Below are 19445 nucleotides of genomic sequence, written 5' to 3' on the forward strand. Positions count from 1 at the left end.
TAAAATCAGCGCACCTCGCAATTCACCTCGGTAATCCCGACCACCCCCGTTCCGCTGCCACCCAAAATTCCTGACGACGAGGAAAATGCCGGCGGCGGCGTGAACTGCATGCCCGGGTTGGACGGCAGTATCACAGGCGGCTGCTGCAGATTTGGCGTAAAGCCGAACTGGCCTGCCGAGAAATTTTGCGTGCCGCCGTTATTGGTCAAATGGATCATCCCGTCCAGCACCTGGACATACAGCCCTGGAGCGCGTCCATCCACCCCGCCGGGAGGGGTGTATTCAGCAACATAGATCGTGCCCCGGATGCCGATGGTGGCCGCCGGCGTATTCAGTCCGGTACGCTCGCGACTGCGCTTTCCCACCGTACCCGATACCGCGCGCAAGCCGCCCTTCAGGAGACTGAAGAACGCGTTGTCGTTTTGCGGCTTGTCCTGTTCGTAGGAAAAGCGCTCAACCTTGAATTGCGTTCCTGGTCGCAAAGTCACTTCGCTATTGTCGAGGAATTTGATGCGCGCATAGGTTTCCTTTTCAGTGACCAGCAAATCGCCTTCCTCAACCAGTGATTTTTGCGCCAGCACCTTGGCCGTGCCATCGGCTTTTTTGGCCAGCAGCGGGCCATTCAGGTCCGTGACAGTACCGGCCACCTGTGCGGCATGGGCATGCAAGCCACACAGCAGCAACAGCAGCGCAAAGCAGAAATTAATTGCAATACAGTTTTTGCGCGGCTTCATTTTTGCTTGCTCCACTTTGGTCTTCTCTGGCAATCACGTCATTGCTGCGCGATGTTTTCTGCTCTTTTTCCTGCTGTGTGTCTTGCGTCGATGATCCGGAATCCGGAACGACCGTTGAACTGCTGTTCACGATAGTGTTGGTTGATTTTTCAACGACAATATTATTGAGATCTGCATTTGAAAGGGTTGTGGTCGTCGTCCCGCCGGTAGTCGTGGTCGTACTGCTTGTACCGGCAGTACTCGTCGTGCTGGTGCTTGATGTACTGGTGCTCGTTGTAGAAGTGGTTGTACTGGCGCCGCCGCCCAACAGACCATCATAACGCAAGGTTTTCCCACCGGCGCCGGTAGAGATTGGCTGATTCTCCAAGATGGTGAAGCTCATTGACGGCACCGAGATTTCCACGTTCTGGTTATTGGTAGTGATGCCGGCAATGCCATAAAACGATCCATCCACAGCCAGATTACCGGAATTAAGCATGGCAAAGCTGCCAATCCCGGTACCACCAACAGAAAGGTCAGCAGCGACCTTGGAAACGTTGTTGCCAAAGTCTCCCAGATAAACAGAACCCGGCGTCTTCATCACCAGTTGTCCACCGATCAGTGGACTGCCGAATGCTTGGTTAATGCCAGAATCCGACTCCAGCCGGATTGTATTGCCCGGCAGCACGGTAATGCCGGTGCTCAGGTGACCGTAACTCAGCGTCAGCAGATTGATGGAGCGATACTGGAAATCGCCCGCAGTAGCTTCCCCCGAAATGACGCCCGTACCATTTGCTTCCATCAGGTTGACGTCGCTACCGATGGCTTCCACGGCAGGCGCCGCAATGATTGCACCGGCATCCTGAGTGATGCTGCCAGCCGTATAGAAGGTAAGCACGCTCGTAATGTTTTCCAGTGCATTATTTGCCCCGCCGAACAATCCGGACTTGATGGTCAGTGCCCCAGTGTTGGTGCCGTCGCCGATGACCAGCTTGTTGGCCTTAACCTTGTTGAGTTCGGCATTGGAGAGTTCCAACGTCGCCGTCTTGGCATTGCTGGCGCCCGTGCCGACATCGATGGCGATCGAGGAATTCGGCATCAGCCAGACATAGCCGCCGGTAGCATCGACCCCACCGCCCAGGTCCATCTTGTCGGCCACCAGGTCTATATTGCCGCCCACATTGTTAATCTGCGATGCGGCATCGGTATAGAGAGTGCCCTCTGCATTGCTGACTGCCAGTTGCGTATAACCGCCATTGTTGGAAATCGTGCCATAGTGGTTGATCCCCGCGCCGGCATCCAGCACCGTGACACCGTTATTCGCCGTGACACTGCCGTAATTGTTGATCACGCCGCTCCCGGGCGCAAACAGATAAGCATTGCCATTGCCCGCGAAGATATTGCCGGTGTTCTGCAGATTGCCGCCATAGGCAGTCAGGTCCACATTGCCGCTCGACGCAGTCAGATTCGCGGCATTGCTCAGCGCGAGGGCCGCCCATACGTCGATGCTGCCATTGTCGGTGGTGATGGGCGAAAGAATGCTGAGATTGCCGCCGGTATCGACGGTAATGTTTTGTCCGCCAAGATCCTGCTTGATGCCATATCCAACCGCACCGATATCGTCGATCGTCAGCGTGCTGCCGCTGTTGTAAAAATAAATGTCGCCCGAACCGGAATTGCGCGCATTCAAGGTTGTCACTTGCGTGTGCACAGGGCCGCTTGCACCATCGTTGATGCCGCCAACTGCCGTCGCTTTCAACCGGTTGGCGCTGATGTAATTACCATTCAGCATATTGATTGCGCCACCAGCAGAGAGCGTCACATCGCCTGGCGGGGACCCATTTGCATTGATCCCGCCAATACGGCCAAGCGTCATGGCGCCTACCGAAGTCAGATTAATGTTGCCGGCAGAAGAACCATTCGTGGAACTGATGGCGCCGACACTTAGCGCCCCGGCGGCATTCAGCGAAATCAGGCCGCCGTTGCTGTTCAGGCTGCCGCCGAGATTGATTTGTCCTGTCGAGGTCGTGAAATTGATCGCCCCGCCGTTTGTGGAAATCGCGTCAGTGGAAAGCGGATCGGAGGAAATGATGTCCCGACCTGCCAAGATCGAAAAAGTGTTGCCATTGGTGACCCCAATGAGGTTCAGATTGCCGTTCGAAAATGCATCAAACTTGACGTCCCGGCTCGCCTGCAGGGTGATGCTCCCGCTCAGATTCTCCAGCTTGTTCTCGGAAATAGTGATATCCGTGACCGCATCGGCATCATTACTATCGACAAAATTGTCATTGACTAGCGCGGAATCGCCGGATGCCGCAGTACCGCCCTGAACGATGATGTCTCGTGGATCAAGCAACAGCGATCCAGCCTTCCCTTTCGGAGCACTTATATCCACCGTCGCATCGAAGTTCAGCCGCTGTTTGCCAGACACCTCGACAAAACCGCCATCGCCGCCCTGCGCGCCGCCTCTTGCTGAAATGGCGCCATACGCCCGGGTCAGTTCGTCAGACCATACGATGACCTTGCCGCCATTTCCCTGCGTGCCGGCATCCGCCCTGATCTCGGCATCCCTGCCAAGTACCGTTTGGACTGCATTCGTAAGCGCCGCATTCTTGCCCTGATAATCGCCGCCTACCAGTACAGTGCCGCCGCCAGTCTGGCCGCTGGCATCGATGCTGGCATTTCCGGTCAACCCCACCCGTTCGCCCAGCACGTGAACAGTGCCGCCGACGCCGGCGCCGGTGGCCGTGGTCTGGCTGCCCGCTTCCAGCAAGGCATCCTTGCTGGCCTTGAAGACGATCTTGCCATTCTCGCCCACCACCGCGCTGTTGGCGCTGACGAGGCCGCGCTGCCTGATCAGCGCGCCATAAATGCCGACCTTGCCGCTGTCCGCCACCACCTGGCCGAGGTTGATCGCCTGGTTGTCCGGTGCACTCACCACCACATGCAAGTCCGGATTGGCGCCATCGACCAGATGCACGCTGCGGCCTGCTGCCAGCACCACCTCGCCCTTGGGCGACGTCAATATGCCGCTGTTCTCGACATTCGGCGCGATCAGGTAAATCTGCCCGCCGGCGGCGCTGGTGATATTGCCCTGGTTTTGCAGGTTGGCGGCCTTGTCGCCCGCCTGGAATTTCATGCGACCGGCAAGAAAATCGTCGTTACTGATATTGAGCGTCGACGCTACCAGGCCGCCCACATTGACTTGCGCCCCGTGGCCGAACAGGATGCCGTTGGGATTAATCAGGAGCACCCGGCCATTCGACTGCAGCGCGCCGAGAATCTGGCTCGGGTCCTGCCCGACGATGCGGTTCAGCACCGTGCTGGAAGCGCCTTGCTGCACGAACTTGGTCAGTTCGCCGGCGCCGATGGAAAAACTCTGCCAATTGATGATGGCACCCGGCGAATTGGTCACGGTCAGGACGTTACCCTGACTGGCAATCGAGACCTGGCCATTGACGACCTGCGCCCCGAACGGATTGGCCAGCGCCTGCCCGGCACCAAAGCAGCCGGCTATCAACAGCGGCAACAGCTTGCGGCGCAATTCGGCATTTTTCTTCATAGCATATTTCCTTGTCACGACCCGAGCATCCTAGTACGACCAGTTCAACTTGAAGTGCAGGCGATCGTCTCCTGTCGAGGTAGTCCCGGTGCTCGCCATGGCATGACCGACATCTAGTTGCACGGCCAGCTGCTTTTGCAGCGAAACACGCAGGCCGACACCAGCGCTGCTGATGGCATTGCGCGCACGCTCGCCCGGCAGGGGCTTGTTGCGCCTGAGACCGGCGCCATCGATGAATCCGAGCATCCGGCATTGCGCACCGTTCCAGGGCAGGCTGCTACACAGGTTGGGCGTGTACACTTCCGCGCTGGCGTAATATCCCGAATCGTTGAAAACCTCGCGCTCCCGATAGCCGCGCACGGAAGATGCGCCACCGGCGCCGAACTGCTCGCCCGGCACCAGCGCATCGGGCGTGTACTGGCCATTCATCGTCAGGCGCACCTGCCAGTCATTGGCAAAGGCATGGTTCAAGCCCGCGCCAAAGCGCAGCATCTTGTAGGAAGCAGGCGCACCGAATCGCGCCAGGCCAAAGTCCGTATTGCTGCCGTTTTCGCCGCCAGGCAGATTATGGATCGCACTGACATAATAATTAATCGCGCTGGCGCCCGGTACCCAGTTGCCAGTGTAGGTCACGCTGAGCGGACGCACCGTAACATCATTACCCAGCTGCAGCGGCACGCCCGGGATTTGCACATCGCTCTGGTAAGCCTTGTAATCAATACCGTAGATCAGCTTGCTGTCGTATTCGCCGCGCCGCACCAGGGTCTGGTTATAGCGCGCGCCCAGCACGGTGCCGCGGCCGCTGATATTCAGGTTGACCAGGCCAGCGGCAACGGTGCCCGAATCGACATCCGAATAGCTGCCGAACAAATCGATTGAGTCGCCCAGCGCATACAGCGGAATGTGGTAGCCGACGCCATAAACGCCGACCCGGTTCGGCTCTTCCACGGTGGTTTGGTATTGCAGGCTCAGGACGTGGTCGAGGCCGCCGACGTTCGCATGCTGGTACAACACGCCGATATTGTGCTTGCCGGTCGCGGATTGTCCGCTGTTATCGAGATTCAGGCCGATGGTCCAGGGCTTTTCATCCTGCACCTTCAGCACCGCATCGATCACGCCTTCGCGTTCGCCGCTCTGCAGGTTCAGCGTAGTTTTCTTGGCAGGGTTTTCATTGGCCATGCGCAGGCTGGCGGAAATATCGTCAACGGCCGGTACCTCGCCCTCGCGCAACTGCGGCAGGCTGCGGCGCACATTGGCGGCATCGACGAACTGGTTGCCCTGCACCGTCACGGTGCCCACACGGGTCTCCACCACGCGCAGGCGCACTACGCCCTGGTTCAACTCCTGCTCCGGCAGCACCACTTGCACCAGTTTGAAGCCGCGCTTGTGATAAGCCGCTTCAAGTGCTTCCAGGGCACGCTGGACATAACCAAAATCGCGCGCCTTGCCGGCAAACGGCGCCAATAAGGTTTGCATCGCTTCCGGCTTCAGCAGGGTATTGCCTTCCACCTCAAAACGGGTAATTTCGAAACGGCCAATCGGATTGTCGGCATCCACGGCCGCATGGACCATAGTCGCAGCGGAAAGCATTGCGCCGAGAATCAGGCGGGAATAGGGAAATTTCATTATTGTTTTGCTGACTCTGACGGTAGACGGCGCTGTCTCAAATACAGTTTGGAAGCAGAAAATTGAAAGGAGCCAGCATGCCTAGAAAATTTCTATAAAGAAATGTGCAAGCCGTGCAACTGCTAAAACCATGTCAATGGCAATGTTTATTCTTGTCAATGTTAAATAAATTGTTTCGAGATAGCAAACAAATTACTTATAGCAATGTAAATCATCGTTAAACACGGTATAGGGCATGCGGGATCAGATTTCAGAACGACACCTGAGCCGCTGGGAACATAATGACGGTCGATTCACCGGCATTATTCATCTGGCATTCGGAACATGGCATGAGTTCGGCACTGTTTTACCGGTGGCGCAGCAAGTAGCGCGGCATGGATGCCTCCATGATGGCCCGGATAAAGGAGCTGGAGGAAGAGAATCGGCGCCTGAAGAAGATGTATGCCGAGAAGCGCTTAAAGGCCGAGATTGTCGCCGCGGAATTGGCAAAAAAATGGTGCGTGACGGGCAACAGGCCTATTAAGATAGGCAGTAAATAACCCGCCGAAGCGGGTTACTCAATTTTAAATATAACTTATTTGTTTTATTAGCTTTTCTTCCGCTGCGCCAGCGTAGCCGCCAAAAGTCCTAATGCAAGTAAAGAGATCGTTTCCGGTTCTGGCACATCATTTGATGCCGTTTGAGATACAACTATAGTTCCTTCAAATCCGGGATTATTCGCATTGTTAAAATACCCACTTCCAGTGTAGGTACCACCAAAAGCGAATGCGAACCAATCAATACTGGAAGGAAGTTCTAAGTCTGCCAAATGCACTTGGAATCCGCTCCATGTTTGACCATTGGAAATGAAGCCAGTGCTGAGCGATCGAATCCAAACATTATTGTAAGTATTAGTGGAGCCCCCATAAGTCGAATTGTTCCAACTAGTCCATACGTTTTGGTCCCAGCCAGTTGGCGTATTTACTATGTCACGAGTAGGCAGATCAACACCGAAGAAGTACAAGTTATTAGCACCACCTAAATTATTAGTCACCGAAAAATCAAGAACCCAATTTCCCGCATTGCCTGTAACTGAATATGAAACATCAACTGGAGCCGCATTCGCGACCGGTTGAATTAAAGCTCCGACGGTTAAGCACAGTGCTACAGTTAAATTACGCAACGAGAACATGGCACACTCCATTATTTCTGCGAAATAATTTATAGAATGCAATTTTTGTGCCATTTTTTCTTAATCGAATGTATTCAATGACTTAACAACGTTAGAGACAGGTCTCACAATCAATATGTAAAGTTAGTCGACACATGTTACCTTTAGGGATTCCATCTAGATAACGTACTTTAAGATAAGCATAGATACTGATGCATGGCGTCAATCCTGCTGCGTTGACTTGCAGGCAGGCCACAGTGTAACGATGCTTTTTGAGAAATATGCGCACTGGATTCCAGGCGCTGATGGGGATAGTGAAAGGCGGATTCTGGAGGCTGCCATGGGAGCCGAAAACCGGGATTCCTCCCCCGATCTTCCCCAGAAAACCAAACCCGTCACTAAGTCATTGAAAACAAAGGATGAATTTGGTAGGCACGATTGGACTCGAACCAACGACCCCTACCATGTCAAGGTAGTGCTCTAACCAGCTGAGCTACGCGCCTAAAGAAGCGAAATTATAACGGCATTTTTTGAATTACGCTAGAGTTGCTTGCGATTTGGCATTTTTGCCGCTGCACCATTCACGCAGCCACCCCAAACCGGCGGAAGTTCCGGCACGTGGGCGATACTCGCAGCCGACCCAGCCCGCATACCCCAGCTCGTCCAGCAAGGCGAACAAATATGGGAAATTCACCTCCCCCAGGTCAGGCTCGTGGCGCTGCGGCACCCCAGCAATCTGGACATGGTCGATTCCGGCCATATCCCGCCGCAGCGTGGTCGCCAGATCGCCCTCGAGGATCTGGCAATGGTACAGGTCGCACTGCACTTTCAAATTTGACGCGCCAACTTCCCGGCAAATCGCATGCGCTTCCGCCGCGGTGAAATCATAGGGAAACAGGAATTCCACGCCCGCGAAGCCATCGGCCGCCGCCGCGGCAAAGCGGTCGAGGAAGGCGTATTCGTTGTACATCAGGCTCAGGTTGGCGGCGAGTTTCGGCATAAGGATTCAGGAATCAATCACTGGCTTACCGGCTTACCGCTTACTTGCGCCGCGCGTCGATCACGCCAGTCACTTCGCGGATGACCGCCAGCGCCTTGACGAGTTGCGCGGTCGAACCGATCTCTGCGGTAAACGCCATGCGTGCCTGCCCTTTCGCGCTTTGCGTGCTGACACCGATGACGTTGATCTTTTCCCGCATCAGTATCTCGGAGATGTCGCGCAACAGCCCCTGGCGATCCTGGGCAATGATGAAGATATCGACCGGATAGACGGTTTCCTTGCCGGCCTCGCCCCAGTTGGTCTGGATCACCCGCTCCGGTGCATGCACGATCATCTCGGCGAAATTCTTGCAATCGGCGCGATGGATCGACACACCCTTGCCGCGCGTAATGAAGCCGACGATCTTGTCCGGCGGCGCCGGCTTGCAGCACTTGGCCAGCTGCGTCAGCAAGCCCTCGGTGCCGACCACCAGCACGCCCGACTTGGCGCCCTGCGCCACGCTCGAGGCGCGGCTTTTGCGCGTCACCACCGCCGCATCCGGATTGGCCGGCGGCTGCTTCGCCGCCTCGCCCTCGTGCAGGGCGTGTTCCACCGTGCGCAAACTGAATTCATCCTTGCCGACCGACAGGAACAAGTCGTCCGGCTTGGCGAATCCCAGCTTGTGCGCCAGTTCTTCCAGATTGACCGCAGTCTTGCCTTCACGCTGCAGGGTCTTTTCGATCAGGCCACGCCCCGTCGCCAAAGTGGCTTGCTGGTCGAGCGCATTGAACCACGCGCGCACCTTGGCGCGCGTGCGTGAACTGGCGGCATAGCCCTGGCTCAGCCAGTCGCGCGACGGCCCGGCCGAGGCGGCGCTGCTGCCCTTGGCGGTGATGATCTCCACCGTCTGGCCATTTTTCAGGGGCGTATTCAGCGGCACCATGGCGCCATCGACGCGCGCGCCGCGGCAACGGTGGCCGATATCGCTGTGCAAGTGGTAGGCAAAATCGATCGGTGTGCCGCCGGAGGGCAATTCGATCACGCGCGCCTGCGGCGTCATCACGTAGATGCGGTCATCCAGGGTAGCCGACTTGAGCTTTTCGACCCATTCGCGGCGCCCCTCGTCCTGGCCCACCACGGCATCGGTGACCTCGCTCTTCCACGCCAGCAATTGACGCAGCCAGGCGATCTTTTCATCGTATTTCTTGGCAGCGAAATTGGCGCCGCCGGCTTCCTTGTAGCGCCAGTGTGCCGCCACGCCATACTCGGCGAACTGGTGCATTTCGCGGGTGCGGATCTGCACTTCCAGCGCGCGGCCGTCTTCCGCCGTCACTACCGTGTGCAATGACTGATATCCGTTGCCCTTGGGGCGGGCGATATAGTCGTCAAATTCATCCGGGATCGGCGTCCAGATATGGTGCACGATGCCCAATACCGTATAGCAAGTCTTGACATCCTTGACGATCACGCGGAAGGCACGTACGTCGTAGAGCGAGGCAAAGTCGAGCGACTTGCCCTTCATCTTGCTCCAGATGCTGTAAATATGCTTGGGGCGACCGGAGACTTCGGCCTCGATACCGGCTGCGGCCATCTCGGACTGCAGGCGCGCGATGGCTTCGGCGACGAAAGCTTCGCGGCCGAGGCGTTTTTCCTCGAGCATCCTGGCGATGCGCTTGTAGGTTTCCGGCTCGATGAAGCGGAACGACAAGTCTTCCAGTTCCCACTTCAGCTGCCATATCCCGAGACGATTGGCCAGCGGTGCATACAGGTCGAGCGTGGTGCGGCCGTATTCGCGGGTGCGGTCGGTGTCGAGCTTTTGCTCGGCGAAATAGCGCAGCGAGGCTACCCGCGACGCCAGCCGCACCAGCACCGCGCGCATGTCGGTGGCCATCGCCAGCAGCATCTTGCGCAGCGTTTCCTGCTGGATCGCCGCCTGCTGCTGGGCATTCTTGCCCTTACCCGGCTCCTGTTGCTCGAAAGTAGTTTCATGCAGGCGCATCAATTGGCGAATGCCCGCCACCAGATCGGCGATTTCCTTGCCGAAGCGGATTTCGATTTCCTCGCCCTGCGCCGGCGCCAGCGCCGGCAACTCGAACAGCAGCGCGGCAATCCGCGTATCGGCATCGGCTTCCAGATGCGCCAGCACGCCCGCCACCGTCAGTGCGTATTCGTAGGCATCCTGGCCCTTGATGACATTCTGTCCGGCATAGTAAGGCTGGACAAAATCGAGCGCCGCGCACACGCGCTTGGCATCGGTGGCACTCAAGCCCGCCACCAGCAATTCGTGGCTGGAGTGTTCAGCGGCCGTTACGGAAACCATGGAAGCATTATTTTTGCGCTGCGGTGACAACCATCTCGACCAGCCACTCTGACCGGGCAAGCCTGGCCTCGACGGTGGCGCGGGGAGGCGCATTTCCAGGCGCAACCCATTCGTTCCAGACCGCGTTCATGGCGTCGAAATTGGCAAGGTCGGCAAGGTAAATCTGGCACATCAGGATGTGCGCCTTGTCGCTGCCCCCTTCGCCCAGCAGACGATCGATATGTCCCAGCACTTCGCGTGTCTGGCCGGCGATATCCTGGGCGGTATCCTCGGCAACCTGCCCTGCCAGATAGAGCGTGCCGTTGTGTAACGCCATCTCGGACAGAGTTTTGCCCGGATGGAAGCGTTGAATTGCCATGATGGTCAATGCTTTATGCAATTAGATGGAGCGGAAAAAAATGAACCGAGAATCAATCCACAATCCGATTCTCGTTCAGACCATCAATCGCGCAAAAAGTCTTTCACAATCGAGATCTGGTCTTCATGCATCAAGGTCGGCGCATGGCCGACACCTTCGAACTCGGCCACTTTGGCGCGCGGGCCGCGCTGACGCATGGCATCGGCAGTCGCCGCCCTCATCAAGCCTGACTGGGCGCCGCGCAGCAGCAGGGTCGGACAGGTGATCGCATCGTACTGTTGCCACAACAAGGCTTCCGAAGCGACGACATCCGCAAAATAGGCATGCTTGAAAGGATCGGCCAGCCCCAGATCATAGTGGCGCGTCCACTGGCCATCGTCGCGCTGGCGCAATACGCCCTTGGCAAGCCTGTGCCACTCGGCATCGGTATGCGAACCGAAGGGCACCGAAATGGCGCGAATATAGGTCTCCGCATCCTCGTACGTCGGAAAGCGCAAATCCTGGCCGATATAGTCGGCGATGGTTTTCAGGGAAGTCATGTCGAGCGCGGGACCGACGTCATTGAGCACCAACTTGCGGATCGGATTGCCCGGCAGCGCCGCCAGCGGGATGGCGATCAAGCCCCCCATCGAAGTCCCGATCCAGTCCACGGTCTCGACATCCAGCCGCGCCAGCAAAGTCACCATGTCGCAAACATATTGCGGAATGACGTAATACGCCGGATTGCGCAGCCAGTCGGAACGGCCGCGTCCGACGATATCCGGGCAAATCACGCGATATTGGTCGCACAAAGCGGCGGCGATATTATCAAAATCATCAGAAACCCGCGTCACCCCATGCACGCACACCAGCACTTTCGGATTGGCGGGATCGCCCCATTCCTTGTAGACCATTTTATGCAGGCCGGCTGGAGAAATACATTGCACGCTTTTAATCTGAGGCTGGGTCATGTCTGCTCAATCTGGCAACAATATGGATATCAATTAACATTTTACTGCCGGATAAGATTAAAATCCCAGCTCCGTCACTCCGCGGTAATAATTTATTTTTATAAGACACATTGGAAGAGGACATTATGCAAGGTAAGACGCTTCAAGGTAAAACCGCACTCGTTACCGGCTCGACATCCGGCATCGGCCTGGGGATCGCCCGCTCTCTGGCGGCGGCAGGCGCCAACATTGTATTCAATGGCTTTGGCGACCTGAAGGAAATCGACGCCTTGCAAACATCCGTCGCGCAGGAATTCGGCGTGCAAACGGCTTACCATAATGCCGACATGTCCAAGGCCGGCGAGATCGAAGCCCTGATGAAATTCGCCGCCGAAAAATTCGGCGCCGTCGATATTCTTGTTAACAATGCCGGCATCCAGCATGTCGCCAATGTCGAGGATTTCCCGGTCGAGAAATGGGATGCCATCATCGCCATCAATCTGACTTCCGCTTTCCATACCACCCGCCTGGCGCTGCCGGCGATGAAGGCGAAAAACTGGGGCCGCATCATCAACGTCGCCTCGGTGCATGGCCTGGTCGGCTCCGCGCAAAAATCCGCCTACGTCGCCGCCAAGCATGGCATCGTCGGCCTGACCAAGGTCACCGCACTGGAAAACGCCCAGAGCGGCGTCACCGCCAACGCCATTTGCCCGGGCTGGGTGCTGACCCCGCTGGTGCAAAAACAGGTGGATGCGCGCGCCGCCGCCGGCAATCTTTCCAACGATGAAGCCAAGCGCCAGCTGCTGCAAGAAAAGCAGCCGTCCGGCGAATTCGTCACACCGGAACAACTGGGCAGCCTGGCGGTGTACCTGTGCAGCGAGGCCGCCAGCCAGATGCGCGGCATGTCGCTCAACGTCGACGGCGGCTGGGTCGCGCAGTAAGTTGAAGCAAGCAGCGCGCAACGGCGCGCTGCCCGAAATCGCGCGGGCAAGCCCGCGCGATTTTTCGTTTACCGATTCGCTGATCCTTCGGCCAGAAAATCCAGCACGATATTGATCTGGTCGCCCGCCATCAGCGGCGGCGCATGGCCGATCCCTTCGAACACATGCGCGCGCGCGCGCGGATTGCGCCGTAACATTTCCTCCAGGGTTTCCTGGGTCAGAATGCCGGACTCGGAACCGCGCAGGATCAACACCGGGATATCGATCTTTTCCCACAAATCCCATACCTGGAAGTCTTCGTGCAAGTTGCGAAAACTCTCGCGTATGCGCGGGTCATAAGCCAGGCGCAGATCGCCATCCTCGGTGAGCCGCGAACCGATGCGCGCCAGGTGGCGCCATTGCTCTTCGGTGAGCTCGCCGAATTTGGGATACAGGAGGCGCAAGTGCGCCTCGACTTCGGCGTGATTACGGAAGCGCTCGTCCCTGCCGATGTAATCCGCGATAAATGCCAGGCCCTCCCTGGCAATGAAAGGGCCGACATCGTTCAGCACCAGTCGCTTGATCGGATGGCTTTTCCTGCTGGCGAGATAAATGCCGATCAGGCCACCCATCGAGGTACCGACCCAGTTCACCTTTTTCGTACCTATGCGCGCCAGCAATGCCGCGGCATCGCTCATGTACTGGTCGAACCAGTAATGCGCGGGTTCGACCCATTCGCTATTGCCGCGGCCGATCACATCCGGGCAAATCACCCGGTAGTGGTCTTCGCAAGCCTTGGCGAACCAGTCGAAATAGCGGCTATTCAAGGTCAGGCCGTGGGCGCAGACAATGATGTCGCGGTTGCCAGGATCGCCCCACTCGGTATAGGCCAAGCGATGAAAGCCATCCTGGTTCATGCCGAGAAATTGATGTTGTCTCATGGTCCCCTCCCCATTATGTAATTTATTGTTTTTAGTGAATTATTGCTATTTATAACATTTTTCTCCTGCTTAATCTTCCAATATGCCTGGTGCCAGCCTGAAATTCACCTATCCGCAACACCGGAAGCCGGCGGAAAGACAGCAATAGCTTTGCACGCTTGCATTCACATGGAAAAAGATGGGTGATTCAAGTAAACTATTGCCAACATTAATGCCCTTTCCCATGGATAGGGTGGCCCAGCAAGATGACCAACCCCACTGGAGACGCCATGTCCGACCCATCCATCGAGATTCGCACGCGCGCGATGGAATTTCTCAAGCAACAGGAGCTCAGTCCGGATACCCAGACCCGCATTTGCCTTTTCCTGCAGGGCGTCAAAAGCATTAATGCCACCATCCTGTCGCGGGTGGAATTCCAGCCAATGGATTGGGTTCCCTACAAGTTTTTGCACAGCCAGTGCTACAAGGAAGTTGAACTGACCACCCTGCTGGGAAAATCCACTACCTGGAGCAGCAATCCGCTGATATTCCTTGCCGCCACCCAACTCAACCTCTCGCTGTGGCAGGAGACCGGCGCGGCCCGCTACATGGGCGGCATGCTCAAGGTCGACCGCAACTTTTACGAATACCTGGCGCTGTCGCATGCCTTCCTGTCGGTGATTCGCATCCTGCCGCTACTGTCGGTGCAAATCAGCCTGGACACGCCTTTCCTGTCTGCCCTGAAGGAAATCGAGGAAGAAAACGGCCGGCAGATCCAGACCCAGATCCGCCTGCTGAAGGACATGGCCATCGAGCTGTCCCTGGATGAAAAGGAAAACATCATCGAATCGCAACGGCAGATCGTCGAAAGGCTGTTCCTGCGCCTGCTCGACGAGATTACCGAGACCCGGGTCGCCGCCTAACTAAGACCGTTGCCGCCGTACCGCCCACCAGGAAGCCACCATGCCAGTTTTTCGCTACAAGAATTCCGAGATTTACTACGACCTGTTCGGCAACGAAGGCGATCCGGCCCTCACCCTCGTCAATGGCTTGTCGATGCGCACTTCGCATTGGGCGCCCTACTTCAAGATGCTGCCGCAAAAAGGCGTGCGTGTGCTGTCCTACGACATGCTCGGCCAGGGCCATTCCAGCAAGCCCATCCTCGGCGTGGATTTCGACGACCATGCCATCATGCTCAAGGCGCTGCATGACCATCTCGGTATCGAACAGCCCTATGTGATGGGTATTTCGTTTGGCGGCGTGGTGGTGCTGCGCTACGCCATCATGTTCCCGGATGCCCTCAAGGGCTTGCTGCCGATCTCGACCTTTTCCGAGCTCGACCCGGTGCTCACCTGCCACGCGGCCAATCTCTACATCAGCATGGCGCGGGTCGGCTTCGAGTTCTATCTCGACTTGCTGATGCCGCTGAATTTCACCAACGAATGGCTGTCGAAAAACAGGGACTTGCTCGCCATCGTCAAACGCGTCGGCAGCAGCGGCAATGAAATCTACGGCATCCAGAACCTGATGGAATCGCTCGCCAGTTTTTCGACGATTACGCCGGATCTGGCAAAAATCACCGTGCCGACCCTGATCCTGAATGGCGAGTACGATGCACTCACCCCGCGGCATCTGCATGACATCATCCGCACCAACACGCCGAACTCGCGCATGCTGGTCCTGCCGAGAATGTCGCACGCCTTTACCCTGGAAATCCCCGAACTCTGCGCCCGCATCTTCGCCGAATTTATCGCGCAGGTGGGGAACGGCACCTGGCAAGGCGACCAGACCGTGTGGATCGCCAATGAAGACGCGAATGCACCTGAAATCGCTTACCAGTGCCCGGGCGACCACCTGCGTTATGTACCGCAAACCAGCCAGGAGCCGACCACTCAAGTCAAGCGCACCACCTGGGTTCGCCGCAGCACGCGCACCGCAAAGTCTGCAAGGAAAACCGTCAAGGCAGGCTAAACGTCCGCGCTTGTGATCGGATTCGACGTATGTCATTATTGCCCCACAATAATTTTAAAGAGGGGGATAAGACATGTCGCGTATTGCCAACATCATTTCAACAGCGCACTACTTACCCGAACACAAAGTCACCAACGCTGAACTCACCGACCGCTTCACCGCGCGGGACAATCCGGAAGTCATCGCCAAATTCGCCGCCAGCACCGGTATCGACCAGCGCTTCTACGCGCCCGACGACTGGGCCACTTCCGACCTGGCCCTGCCCGCCGCGCGGGAAGCGCTACGGCGCGCCGGCCGCAAGCCGGAAGACGTCGACCAGCTCATCTTCACCCAGGTGCGCAAGCCGACCATCGAACTGGCCGCGCAAAACTGCGGCGTGCCCATCGAAAAATGCCACATGATCATGGATAAATGGGGCTATACCGGCTCGGCCTGCATCCCGATGGCGCTGGACGACGCCATCAGCCTGGGCAAGGTCAAGTCGGGCGACCTGGTGGTGATGATCGGCTCGGGCGTGGGTTACAACCAGGCGGTCTGCGCGTTTAGAATGTAAAAAAACGGCGCCTGTTTCCAGGCGCCGTATTCATTGGAGCGACTGCAGCTTAAGCCACTGCGCTCACATCCAGCTTGGCTTCGGTGTGTTCCTGCACTTCTTCCTTGGTCACGCCCGGTGCCAATTCGATCAGTTTCAAGCCGTTCGGCGTCACATCGATCACGCCGAGGTCGGTGATGATGCGATTGACCACTTTCACGCCGGTCAGCGGCAGGTTGCACTGCTTGAGGATCTTCCTGGAGATCGAGCCATCCTTGCCCTTGGCCACATGCTCCATCAGCACGACCACACGGCCAACGCCGGCCACCAGGTCCATTGCACCGCCCATGCCCTTGACCATTTTTCCCGGAATCATCCAATTGGCCAGGTCGCCGGTTTCCGACACCTGCATCGCGCCGAGGATGGCGATGTTGATCTTGCCGCCGCGGATCATCGCAAACGAATCCGCCGAGCTGAAGAAGGACGAGCCTTTCAAGGTCGTAACGGTCTGCTTGCCGGCGTTGATCAGGTCGGGATCGATTTCATCTTCGGTCGGGAACGGGCCGATGCCCAGCAAGCCGTTTTCCGACTGCAGCCAGACTTCCATGTCGTTCGGCACATAGTTGGCCACCAGGGTCGGCAAACCGATGCCCAGATTGACGTAGAAACCATCCTGCAATTCTTTTGCCGCGCGTGCGGCCATTTCATCACGAGTCCATGCCATGTCTATTCTCCCCTGTTACTTTGCACGCGTGGTGCGTTGTTCGATGCGTTTTTCCGGCGTGGCGTTGACCACGATGCGGTGCACGAATATGCTGGGAGTATGGACCTGGTCCGGATCGATCTCGCCCACTTCGACCAGTTCCTCGACCTCGACGATGGTGATCTTGCCGGCCATGGCGGCGTTCGGATTGAAGTTGCGCGCGGTCTTGCGGAACACCAGGTTACCGGCCTTGTCGGCCTTCCAGGCCTTGACCAGCGAAACGTCGGCTACCAGCGCACGTTCCATGACGTATTGCTGGCCATCGAATTCGCGGATTTCCTTGCCGTCGGCGACGATGGTGCCCACGCCGGTCTTGGTGAAGAATGCGGGAATGCCGGCGCCGCCGGCGCGCAGTTTTTCGGCCAGGGTGCCTTGCGGGGTGAATTCCAGCTCGAGTTCGCCGGACAGATACTGGCGTTCGAATTCCTTGTTCTCGCCGACGTACGACGAGATCATTTTCTTGATCTGGCGGGTCGTCAGCAACTGGCCGAGGCCAAAGCCATCGACGCCGGCATTGTTGGAAATGGCGGTCAGGCCCTTGACGCCCGAGTCGCGCAGCGCGGCGATCAGTGCTTCAGGTATGCCGCACAGGCCGAAACCGCCAACGGCGATCGTCTGGCCATCCTTGACGATACCGGCCAGGGCGGTGGCCGCATCGGGATAAACTTTTTTCATACTCCCCCTCGTCTCTTTATATAAAGTGGATCCGTTACTACACTACATAGGTCTCCAGCATAAGTTGCGCACCGGGACTGTACAATACCGTAAAAATACCTTATGTTGATAACTGAATACCACCATAGATGACGGCTTCATGAGCATACCGCCAGCGATCGATTACGAAAACATTTTTTTGCGTTCCCCAGTAGGCATGTGCGTCAGCCAGAATCGCATCATCCAGGCCTGCAATGACGCCCTGGCCAAAATGTTCGGTTATGCACGCGCCGAGCTGACCGGCAAATCCCTGCTGGTACTCTACCCTACTCCGGACGAATTCGAACGCACCGGCGCCCGCATCATTCCCATCATGAACAGCAAGGGCTGCTATTCCGACGAGCGCATCATGAAGCGCGCCAACCAGGAACTGTTCTGGTGCCATGTGAATGGCCGCGCACTGGTGCCGAACGACCCGCACGCAGCCGGCATCTGGACATTCGAGGATTTGAGCGCCAGGCGTCCCGTCACGGCGGAACTGACCCCGCGCGAACGGGAAATCGCCGCGCTGCTGGTCGAAGGCAAGACCAGCAAGCTGATCGCCCGCCAGATCGGCCTGAGTCCGCGCACCGTGGAAATGCATCGTGCCAAGCTGATGCGCAAATTCTCCGCCGCCACCTCCAGCGAACTGGTGCACCGGCTGGTGGGTGTAGCAAATTAGGTGCCGATCAGCGCGCGCACGGATGCCGGTATCGGCACCGACTTTTCCTCAGCATAATTCACCCAGACCACTTTGGCGCCGCCTTCGGCGACCAGCAGATCCGGTTGATCCGTGCGGCGGATTTCCACCATGGTGTCGAAACTGGAGCGTCCGGGCGGCCCGGCAAAGGTGCGCACCTCCACCGCTCCGGGATATTTCAACTGGCGCAGGAAACTGCACTGCGCATTGACGATTACCGGGCCTTCGCCGCCGCCCACCATCGCCAGTCCGTTTTCCTCCAGCCATTCGATCCGCGCCTGCTCCATGAAGCGGAAAAACACCGTATTGTTGACATGCCCGAACGCATCCATGTCGCCCCAGCGTATAGGCATGCATGCCGTATGCACCAGCTTTTTATCCATAATCCCCCTGATTAATTCCCCTGATTACCTGATCCTTGCCGCTGCGCGGCTATTGCAAGCTCATGCCGTCATCGGCGGCAATGATCGCACCGTTGATGAATTGCGAGTCCTCGGAAGCCAGCAGCAGCAACAGGCCATCGAGGTAGGCCGGCTGGCCAACCCGCTTGCGGGGCAGCATGTCGAGCATCTTGTGTCCCGCATCGCTGGCATAGAATTCGGCATTGAGCTCGGTGCCGACATAGCCGGGGCAGATGGCGTTGACATTGATGCCGTAGCGCCCCCATTCAACCGCCATGGCCTTGGTCATATGAACCAGGGCGGCCTTGCTCATGCTATAGATGCCGATCTGCGGTATCACGCGCAAAGCTGCGACGGAGGCGATGTTGATGATGCGGTGCTGGTGTTGCGGATCGCCCTTGGCGCGGGCAATCATGCGCTTGGCCACCTCTTGCGCGACGAAAAAGGCGCCGCGCTGGTTGGTATCCATCACGAAAGCATACTCCTCCGGCGTCACATCGGCCAGTTGCTGGCTGCTCGCCACGCCCGAATTATTGACCAGGATATCGATCGGTCCGGCTTCGGTTTCCGCGTGCGCGATCGCCGACTTGATGCTGCCGTAATCGGTCACATCCAGCATGACCACGTAGGCCGCCCCACCCTCGGCCTCGATTTCCGCGCGCAATTCCTTCAGGCGCTCGACCCGGCGCGACGCCAGCACGACCTGCGCCCCGGCGCGGGCCAGGATCTTGGCAAAGCGCGTACCGAGCCCGCTGGAAGCGCCGGTCACCAATGCGACCTTGCCTTCGAAATTCATCTCCACGCCCATAGTGACTCCTGCTCTTTGCCGGGTGCAAAAACGCTATCATTACATGAAAGTGCATATATCGAATCACGCAATCTGGCATTCTCCTGCAAAATCCCGGACA

18 protein-coding genes, 1 tRNA gene and 1 pseudogene are annotated in these 19445 nt (G+C 57.5%); 6 read left to right on the forward strand and 14 right to left on the reverse strand.

Going from position 1 to position 19445, the window contains the following annotated elements:
* Positions 1-5 precede the first annotated feature (5 nt).
* Genes D3878_RS06155 through D3878_RS06165 form a run of 3 tightly spaced genes read right to left on the reverse strand, consistent with a single transcriptional unit; the run spans position 6 to position 5901 of the window.
* Positions 6-734, reverse strand: coding sequence for a FecR family protein (locus D3878_RS06155; protein ID WP_119784669.1), 729 nt, complete (start codon positions 732-734; stop codon positions 6-8).
* The gene (locus D3878_RS06160) at positions 703-4275 is read right to left on the reverse strand and encodes a two-partner secretion domain-containing protein (protein ID WP_119784670.1); all 3573 of its coding nucleotides are present in this window, start codon (positions 4273-4275) and stop codon (positions 703-705) included. Before D3878_RS06160 ends, D3878_RS06155 begins: the two co-directional genes overlap by 32 nt.
* 30 nt (positions 4276-4305) lie before the next feature.
* Positions 4306-5901, reverse strand: a complete 1596-nt coding sequence (locus D3878_RS06165; RefSeq protein WP_119784671.1) for a ShlB/FhaC/HecB family hemolysin secretion/activation protein — start codon at positions 5899-5901, stop codon at positions 4306-4308.
* 320 nt (positions 5902-6221) lie between these two features.
* Here D3878_RS06165 and D3878_RS06170 point away from each other — a divergent pair.
* Positions 6222-6395: pseudogene (locus tag D3878_RS06170) on the forward strand (transposase); the annotation flags it as partial.
* A 92-nt stretch (positions 6396-6487) separates the two neighbouring features.
* Here D3878_RS06170 and D3878_RS06175 read toward each other — a convergent pair.
* From D3878_RS06175 to D3878_RS06200, 6 genes are all read right to left on the reverse strand, one after another.
* The gene (locus D3878_RS06175) at positions 6488-7126 is read right to left on the reverse strand and encodes a PEP-CTERM sorting domain-containing protein (RefSeq protein ID WP_119784672.1); all 639 of its coding nucleotides are present in this window, start codon (positions 7124-7126) and stop codon (positions 6488-6490) included.
* A gap of 351 nt (positions 7127-7477) precedes the next feature.
* Positions 7478-7554: transfer RNA gene (locus D3878_RS06180), tRNA-Val, on the reverse strand.
* 32 nt (positions 7555-7586) lie between these two features.
* On the reverse strand, positions 7587-8051 hold the full coding sequence (locus D3878_RS06185) for a TIM barrel protein (protein WP_119784673.1): 465 nt from the start codon (positions 8049-8051) through the stop codon (positions 7587-7589).
* 40 nt (positions 8052-8091) lie between these two features.
* On the reverse strand, positions 8092-10350 hold the full coding sequence (locus D3878_RS06190; RefSeq protein ID WP_119784674.1) for a RelA/SpoT family protein: 2259 nt from the start codon (positions 10348-10350) through the stop codon (positions 8092-8094).
* 7 nt (positions 10351-10357) lie between these two features.
* Positions 10358-10708: a RidA family protein gene (locus D3878_RS06195; RefSeq protein ID WP_119787735.1), complete on the reverse strand. Its 351-nt coding sequence runs from the start codon at positions 10706-10708 to the stop codon at positions 10358-10360.
* An 83-nt stretch (positions 10709-10791) separates the two neighbouring features.
* Positions 10792-11658, reverse strand: a complete 867-nt coding sequence (locus D3878_RS06200) for an alpha/beta fold hydrolase (protein ID WP_119784675.1) — start codon at positions 11656-11658, stop codon at positions 10792-10794.
* A gap of 125 nt (positions 11659-11783) precedes the next feature.
* Here D3878_RS06200 and D3878_RS06205 point away from each other — a divergent pair, with 125 nt between their 5' ends.
* A complete protein-coding gene (locus D3878_RS06205) occupies positions 11784-12578 on the forward strand; it encodes a 3-hydroxybutyrate dehydrogenase (protein WP_119784676.1) in 795 nt (264 codons plus the stop codon).
* A gap of 68 nt (positions 12579-12646) precedes the next feature.
* On the opposite strand, the gene D3878_RS06210 is transcribed toward D3878_RS06205, so the two are convergent.
* Complete coding sequence (locus D3878_RS06210) at positions 12647-13498, reverse strand: alpha/beta fold hydrolase (protein WP_119784677.1); 852 nt, start codon at positions 13496-13498, stop codon at positions 12647-12649.
* 269 nt (positions 13499-13767) lie between these two features.
* Here D3878_RS06210 and D3878_RS06215 point away from each other — a divergent pair, with 269 nt between their 5' ends.
* The 3 genes from D3878_RS06215 to D3878_RS06225 all read left to right on the forward strand — a co-directional run bounded on the left by D3878_RS06215 (position 13768) and on the right by D3878_RS06225 (position 16001).
* A complete protein-coding gene (locus D3878_RS06215; RefSeq protein ID WP_119784678.1) occupies positions 13768-14400 on the forward strand; it encodes a hypothetical protein in 633 nt (210 codons plus the stop codon).
* Positions 14401-14440: 40 nt separating this feature from the next.
* On the forward strand, positions 14441-15448 hold the full coding sequence (locus D3878_RS06220) for an alpha/beta fold hydrolase (RefSeq protein ID WP_119784679.1): 1008 nt from the start codon (positions 14441-14443) through the stop codon (positions 15446-15448).
* Between the two features lie 73 nt (positions 15449-15521).
* Positions 15522-16001, forward strand: a complete 480-nt coding sequence (locus D3878_RS06225; RefSeq protein WP_119784680.1) for a 3-oxoacyl-[acyl-carrier-protein] synthase III C-terminal domain-containing protein — start codon at positions 15522-15524, stop codon at positions 15999-16001.
* A 49-nt stretch (positions 16002-16050) separates the two neighbouring features.
* Here the strand turns inward: D3878_RS06225 and D3878_RS06230 are convergent, their stop codons facing one another.
* Both D3878_RS06230 and D3878_RS06235 read right to left on the reverse strand, forming a co-directional pair.
* Complete coding sequence (locus tag D3878_RS06230; RefSeq protein WP_119784681.1) at positions 16051-16704, reverse strand: 3-oxoacid CoA-transferase subunit B; 654 nt, start codon at positions 16702-16704, stop codon at positions 16051-16053.
* A 15-nt stretch (positions 16705-16719) separates the two neighbouring features.
* Positions 16720-17418: a CoA transferase subunit A gene (locus D3878_RS06235; RefSeq protein WP_119784682.1), complete on the reverse strand. Its 699-nt coding sequence runs from the start codon at positions 17416-17418 to the stop codon at positions 16720-16722.
* A 139-nt stretch (positions 17419-17557) separates the two neighbouring features.
* Between D3878_RS06235 and D3878_RS06240 the strand changes: the two genes are divergently transcribed.
* Positions 17558-18118, forward strand: coding sequence for a LuxR C-terminal-related transcriptional regulator (locus tag D3878_RS06240; RefSeq protein WP_119784683.1), 561 nt, complete (start codon positions 17558-17560; stop codon positions 18116-18118).
* Here the strand turns inward: D3878_RS06240 and D3878_RS06245 are convergent.
* Positions 18115-18519, reverse strand: coding sequence for an acyl-CoA thioesterase (locus D3878_RS06245; protein ID WP_233556246.1), 405 nt, complete (start codon positions 18517-18519; stop codon positions 18115-18117). The two genes, D3878_RS06240 and D3878_RS06245, sit on opposite strands and share 4 nt — an antisense overlap.
* 49 nt (positions 18520-18568) lie before the next feature.
* Positions 18569-19345, reverse strand: a complete 777-nt coding sequence (locus D3878_RS06250) for an SDR family oxidoreductase (RefSeq protein WP_119784684.1) — start codon at positions 19343-19345, stop codon at positions 18569-18571.
* Positions 19346-19445 lie beyond the last annotated feature (100 nt).

Origin of the sequence: Noviherbaspirillum sedimenti (genome assembly GCF_003590835.1) — a bacterium.
GTDB classification, from domain to species: Bacteria; Pseudomonadota; Gammaproteobacteria; order Burkholderiales; family Burkholderiaceae_D; genus Paucimonas; species Paucimonas sedimenti.

Excerpts from the sequence above, each read along its gene's own strand:
- D3878_RS06155 (WP_119784669.1), bottom strand. The coding sequence starts at position 734 with ATGAAGCCGCGCAAAAACTGTATTGCAATTAATTTCTGCTTTGCGCTG.
- D3878_RS06160 (WP_119784670.1), bottom strand. The coding sequence starts at position 4,275 with ATGAAGAAAAATGCCGAATTGCGCCGCAAGCTGTTGCCGCTGTTGATA.
- D3878_RS06165 (WP_119784671.1), bottom strand. The coding sequence starts at position 5,901 with ATGAAATTTCCCTATTCCCGCCTGATTCTCGGCGCAATGCTTTCCGCT.
- D3878_RS06175 (WP_119784672.1), bottom strand. The coding sequence starts at position 7,126 with ATGGCACAAAAATTGCATTCTATAAATTATTTCGCAGAAATAATGGAG.
- D3878_RS06185 (WP_119784673.1), bottom strand. The coding sequence starts at position 8,051 with ATGCCGAAACTCGCCGCCAACCTGAGCCTGATGTACAACGAATACGCC.
- D3878_RS06190 (WP_119784674.1), bottom strand. The coding sequence starts at position 10,350 with ATGGTTTCCGTAACGGCCGCTGAACACTCCAGCCACGAATTGCTGGTG.
- D3878_RS06195 (WP_119787735.1), bottom strand. The coding sequence starts at position 10,708 with ATGGCAATTCAACGCTTCCATCCGGGCAAAACTCTGTCCGAGATGGCG.
- D3878_RS06200 (WP_119784675.1), bottom strand. The coding sequence starts at position 11,658 with ATGACCCAGCCTCAGATTAAAAGCGTGCAATGTATTTCTCCAGCCGGC.
- D3878_RS06205 (WP_119784676.1), top strand. The coding sequence starts at position 11,784 with ATGCAAGGTAAGACGCTTCAAGGTAAAACCGCACTCGTTACCGGCTCG.
- D3878_RS06210 (WP_119784677.1), bottom strand. The coding sequence starts at position 13,498 with ATGAGACAACATCAATTTCTCGGCATGAACCAGGATGGCTTTCATCGC.
- D3878_RS06215 (WP_119784678.1), top strand. The coding sequence starts at position 13,768 with ATGTCCGACCCATCCATCGAGATTCGCACGCGCGCGATGGAATTTCTC.
- D3878_RS06220 (WP_119784679.1), top strand. The coding sequence starts at position 14,441 with ATGCCAGTTTTTCGCTACAAGAATTCCGAGATTTACTACGACCTGTTC.
- D3878_RS06225 (WP_119784680.1), top strand. The coding sequence starts at position 15,522 with ATGTCGCGTATTGCCAACATCATTTCAACAGCGCACTACTTACCCGAA.
- D3878_RS06230 (WP_119784681.1), bottom strand. The coding sequence starts at position 16,704 with ATGGCATGGACTCGTGATGAAATGGCCGCACGCGCGGCAAAAGAATTG.
- D3878_RS06235 (WP_119784682.1), bottom strand. The coding sequence starts at position 17,418 with ATGAAAAAAGTTTATCCCGATGCGGCCACCGCCCTGGCCGGTATCGTC.
- D3878_RS06240 (WP_119784683.1), top strand. The coding sequence starts at position 17,558 with ATGAGCATACCGCCAGCGATCGATTACGAAAACATTTTTTTGCGTTCC.
- D3878_RS06245 (WP_233556246.1), bottom strand. The coding sequence starts at position 18,519 with ATGGATAAAAAGCTGGTGCATACGGCATGCATGCCTATACGCTGGGGC.
- D3878_RS06250 (WP_119784684.1), bottom strand. The coding sequence starts at position 19,345 with ATGGGCGTGGAGATGAATTTCGAAGGCAAGGTCGCATTGGTGACCGGC.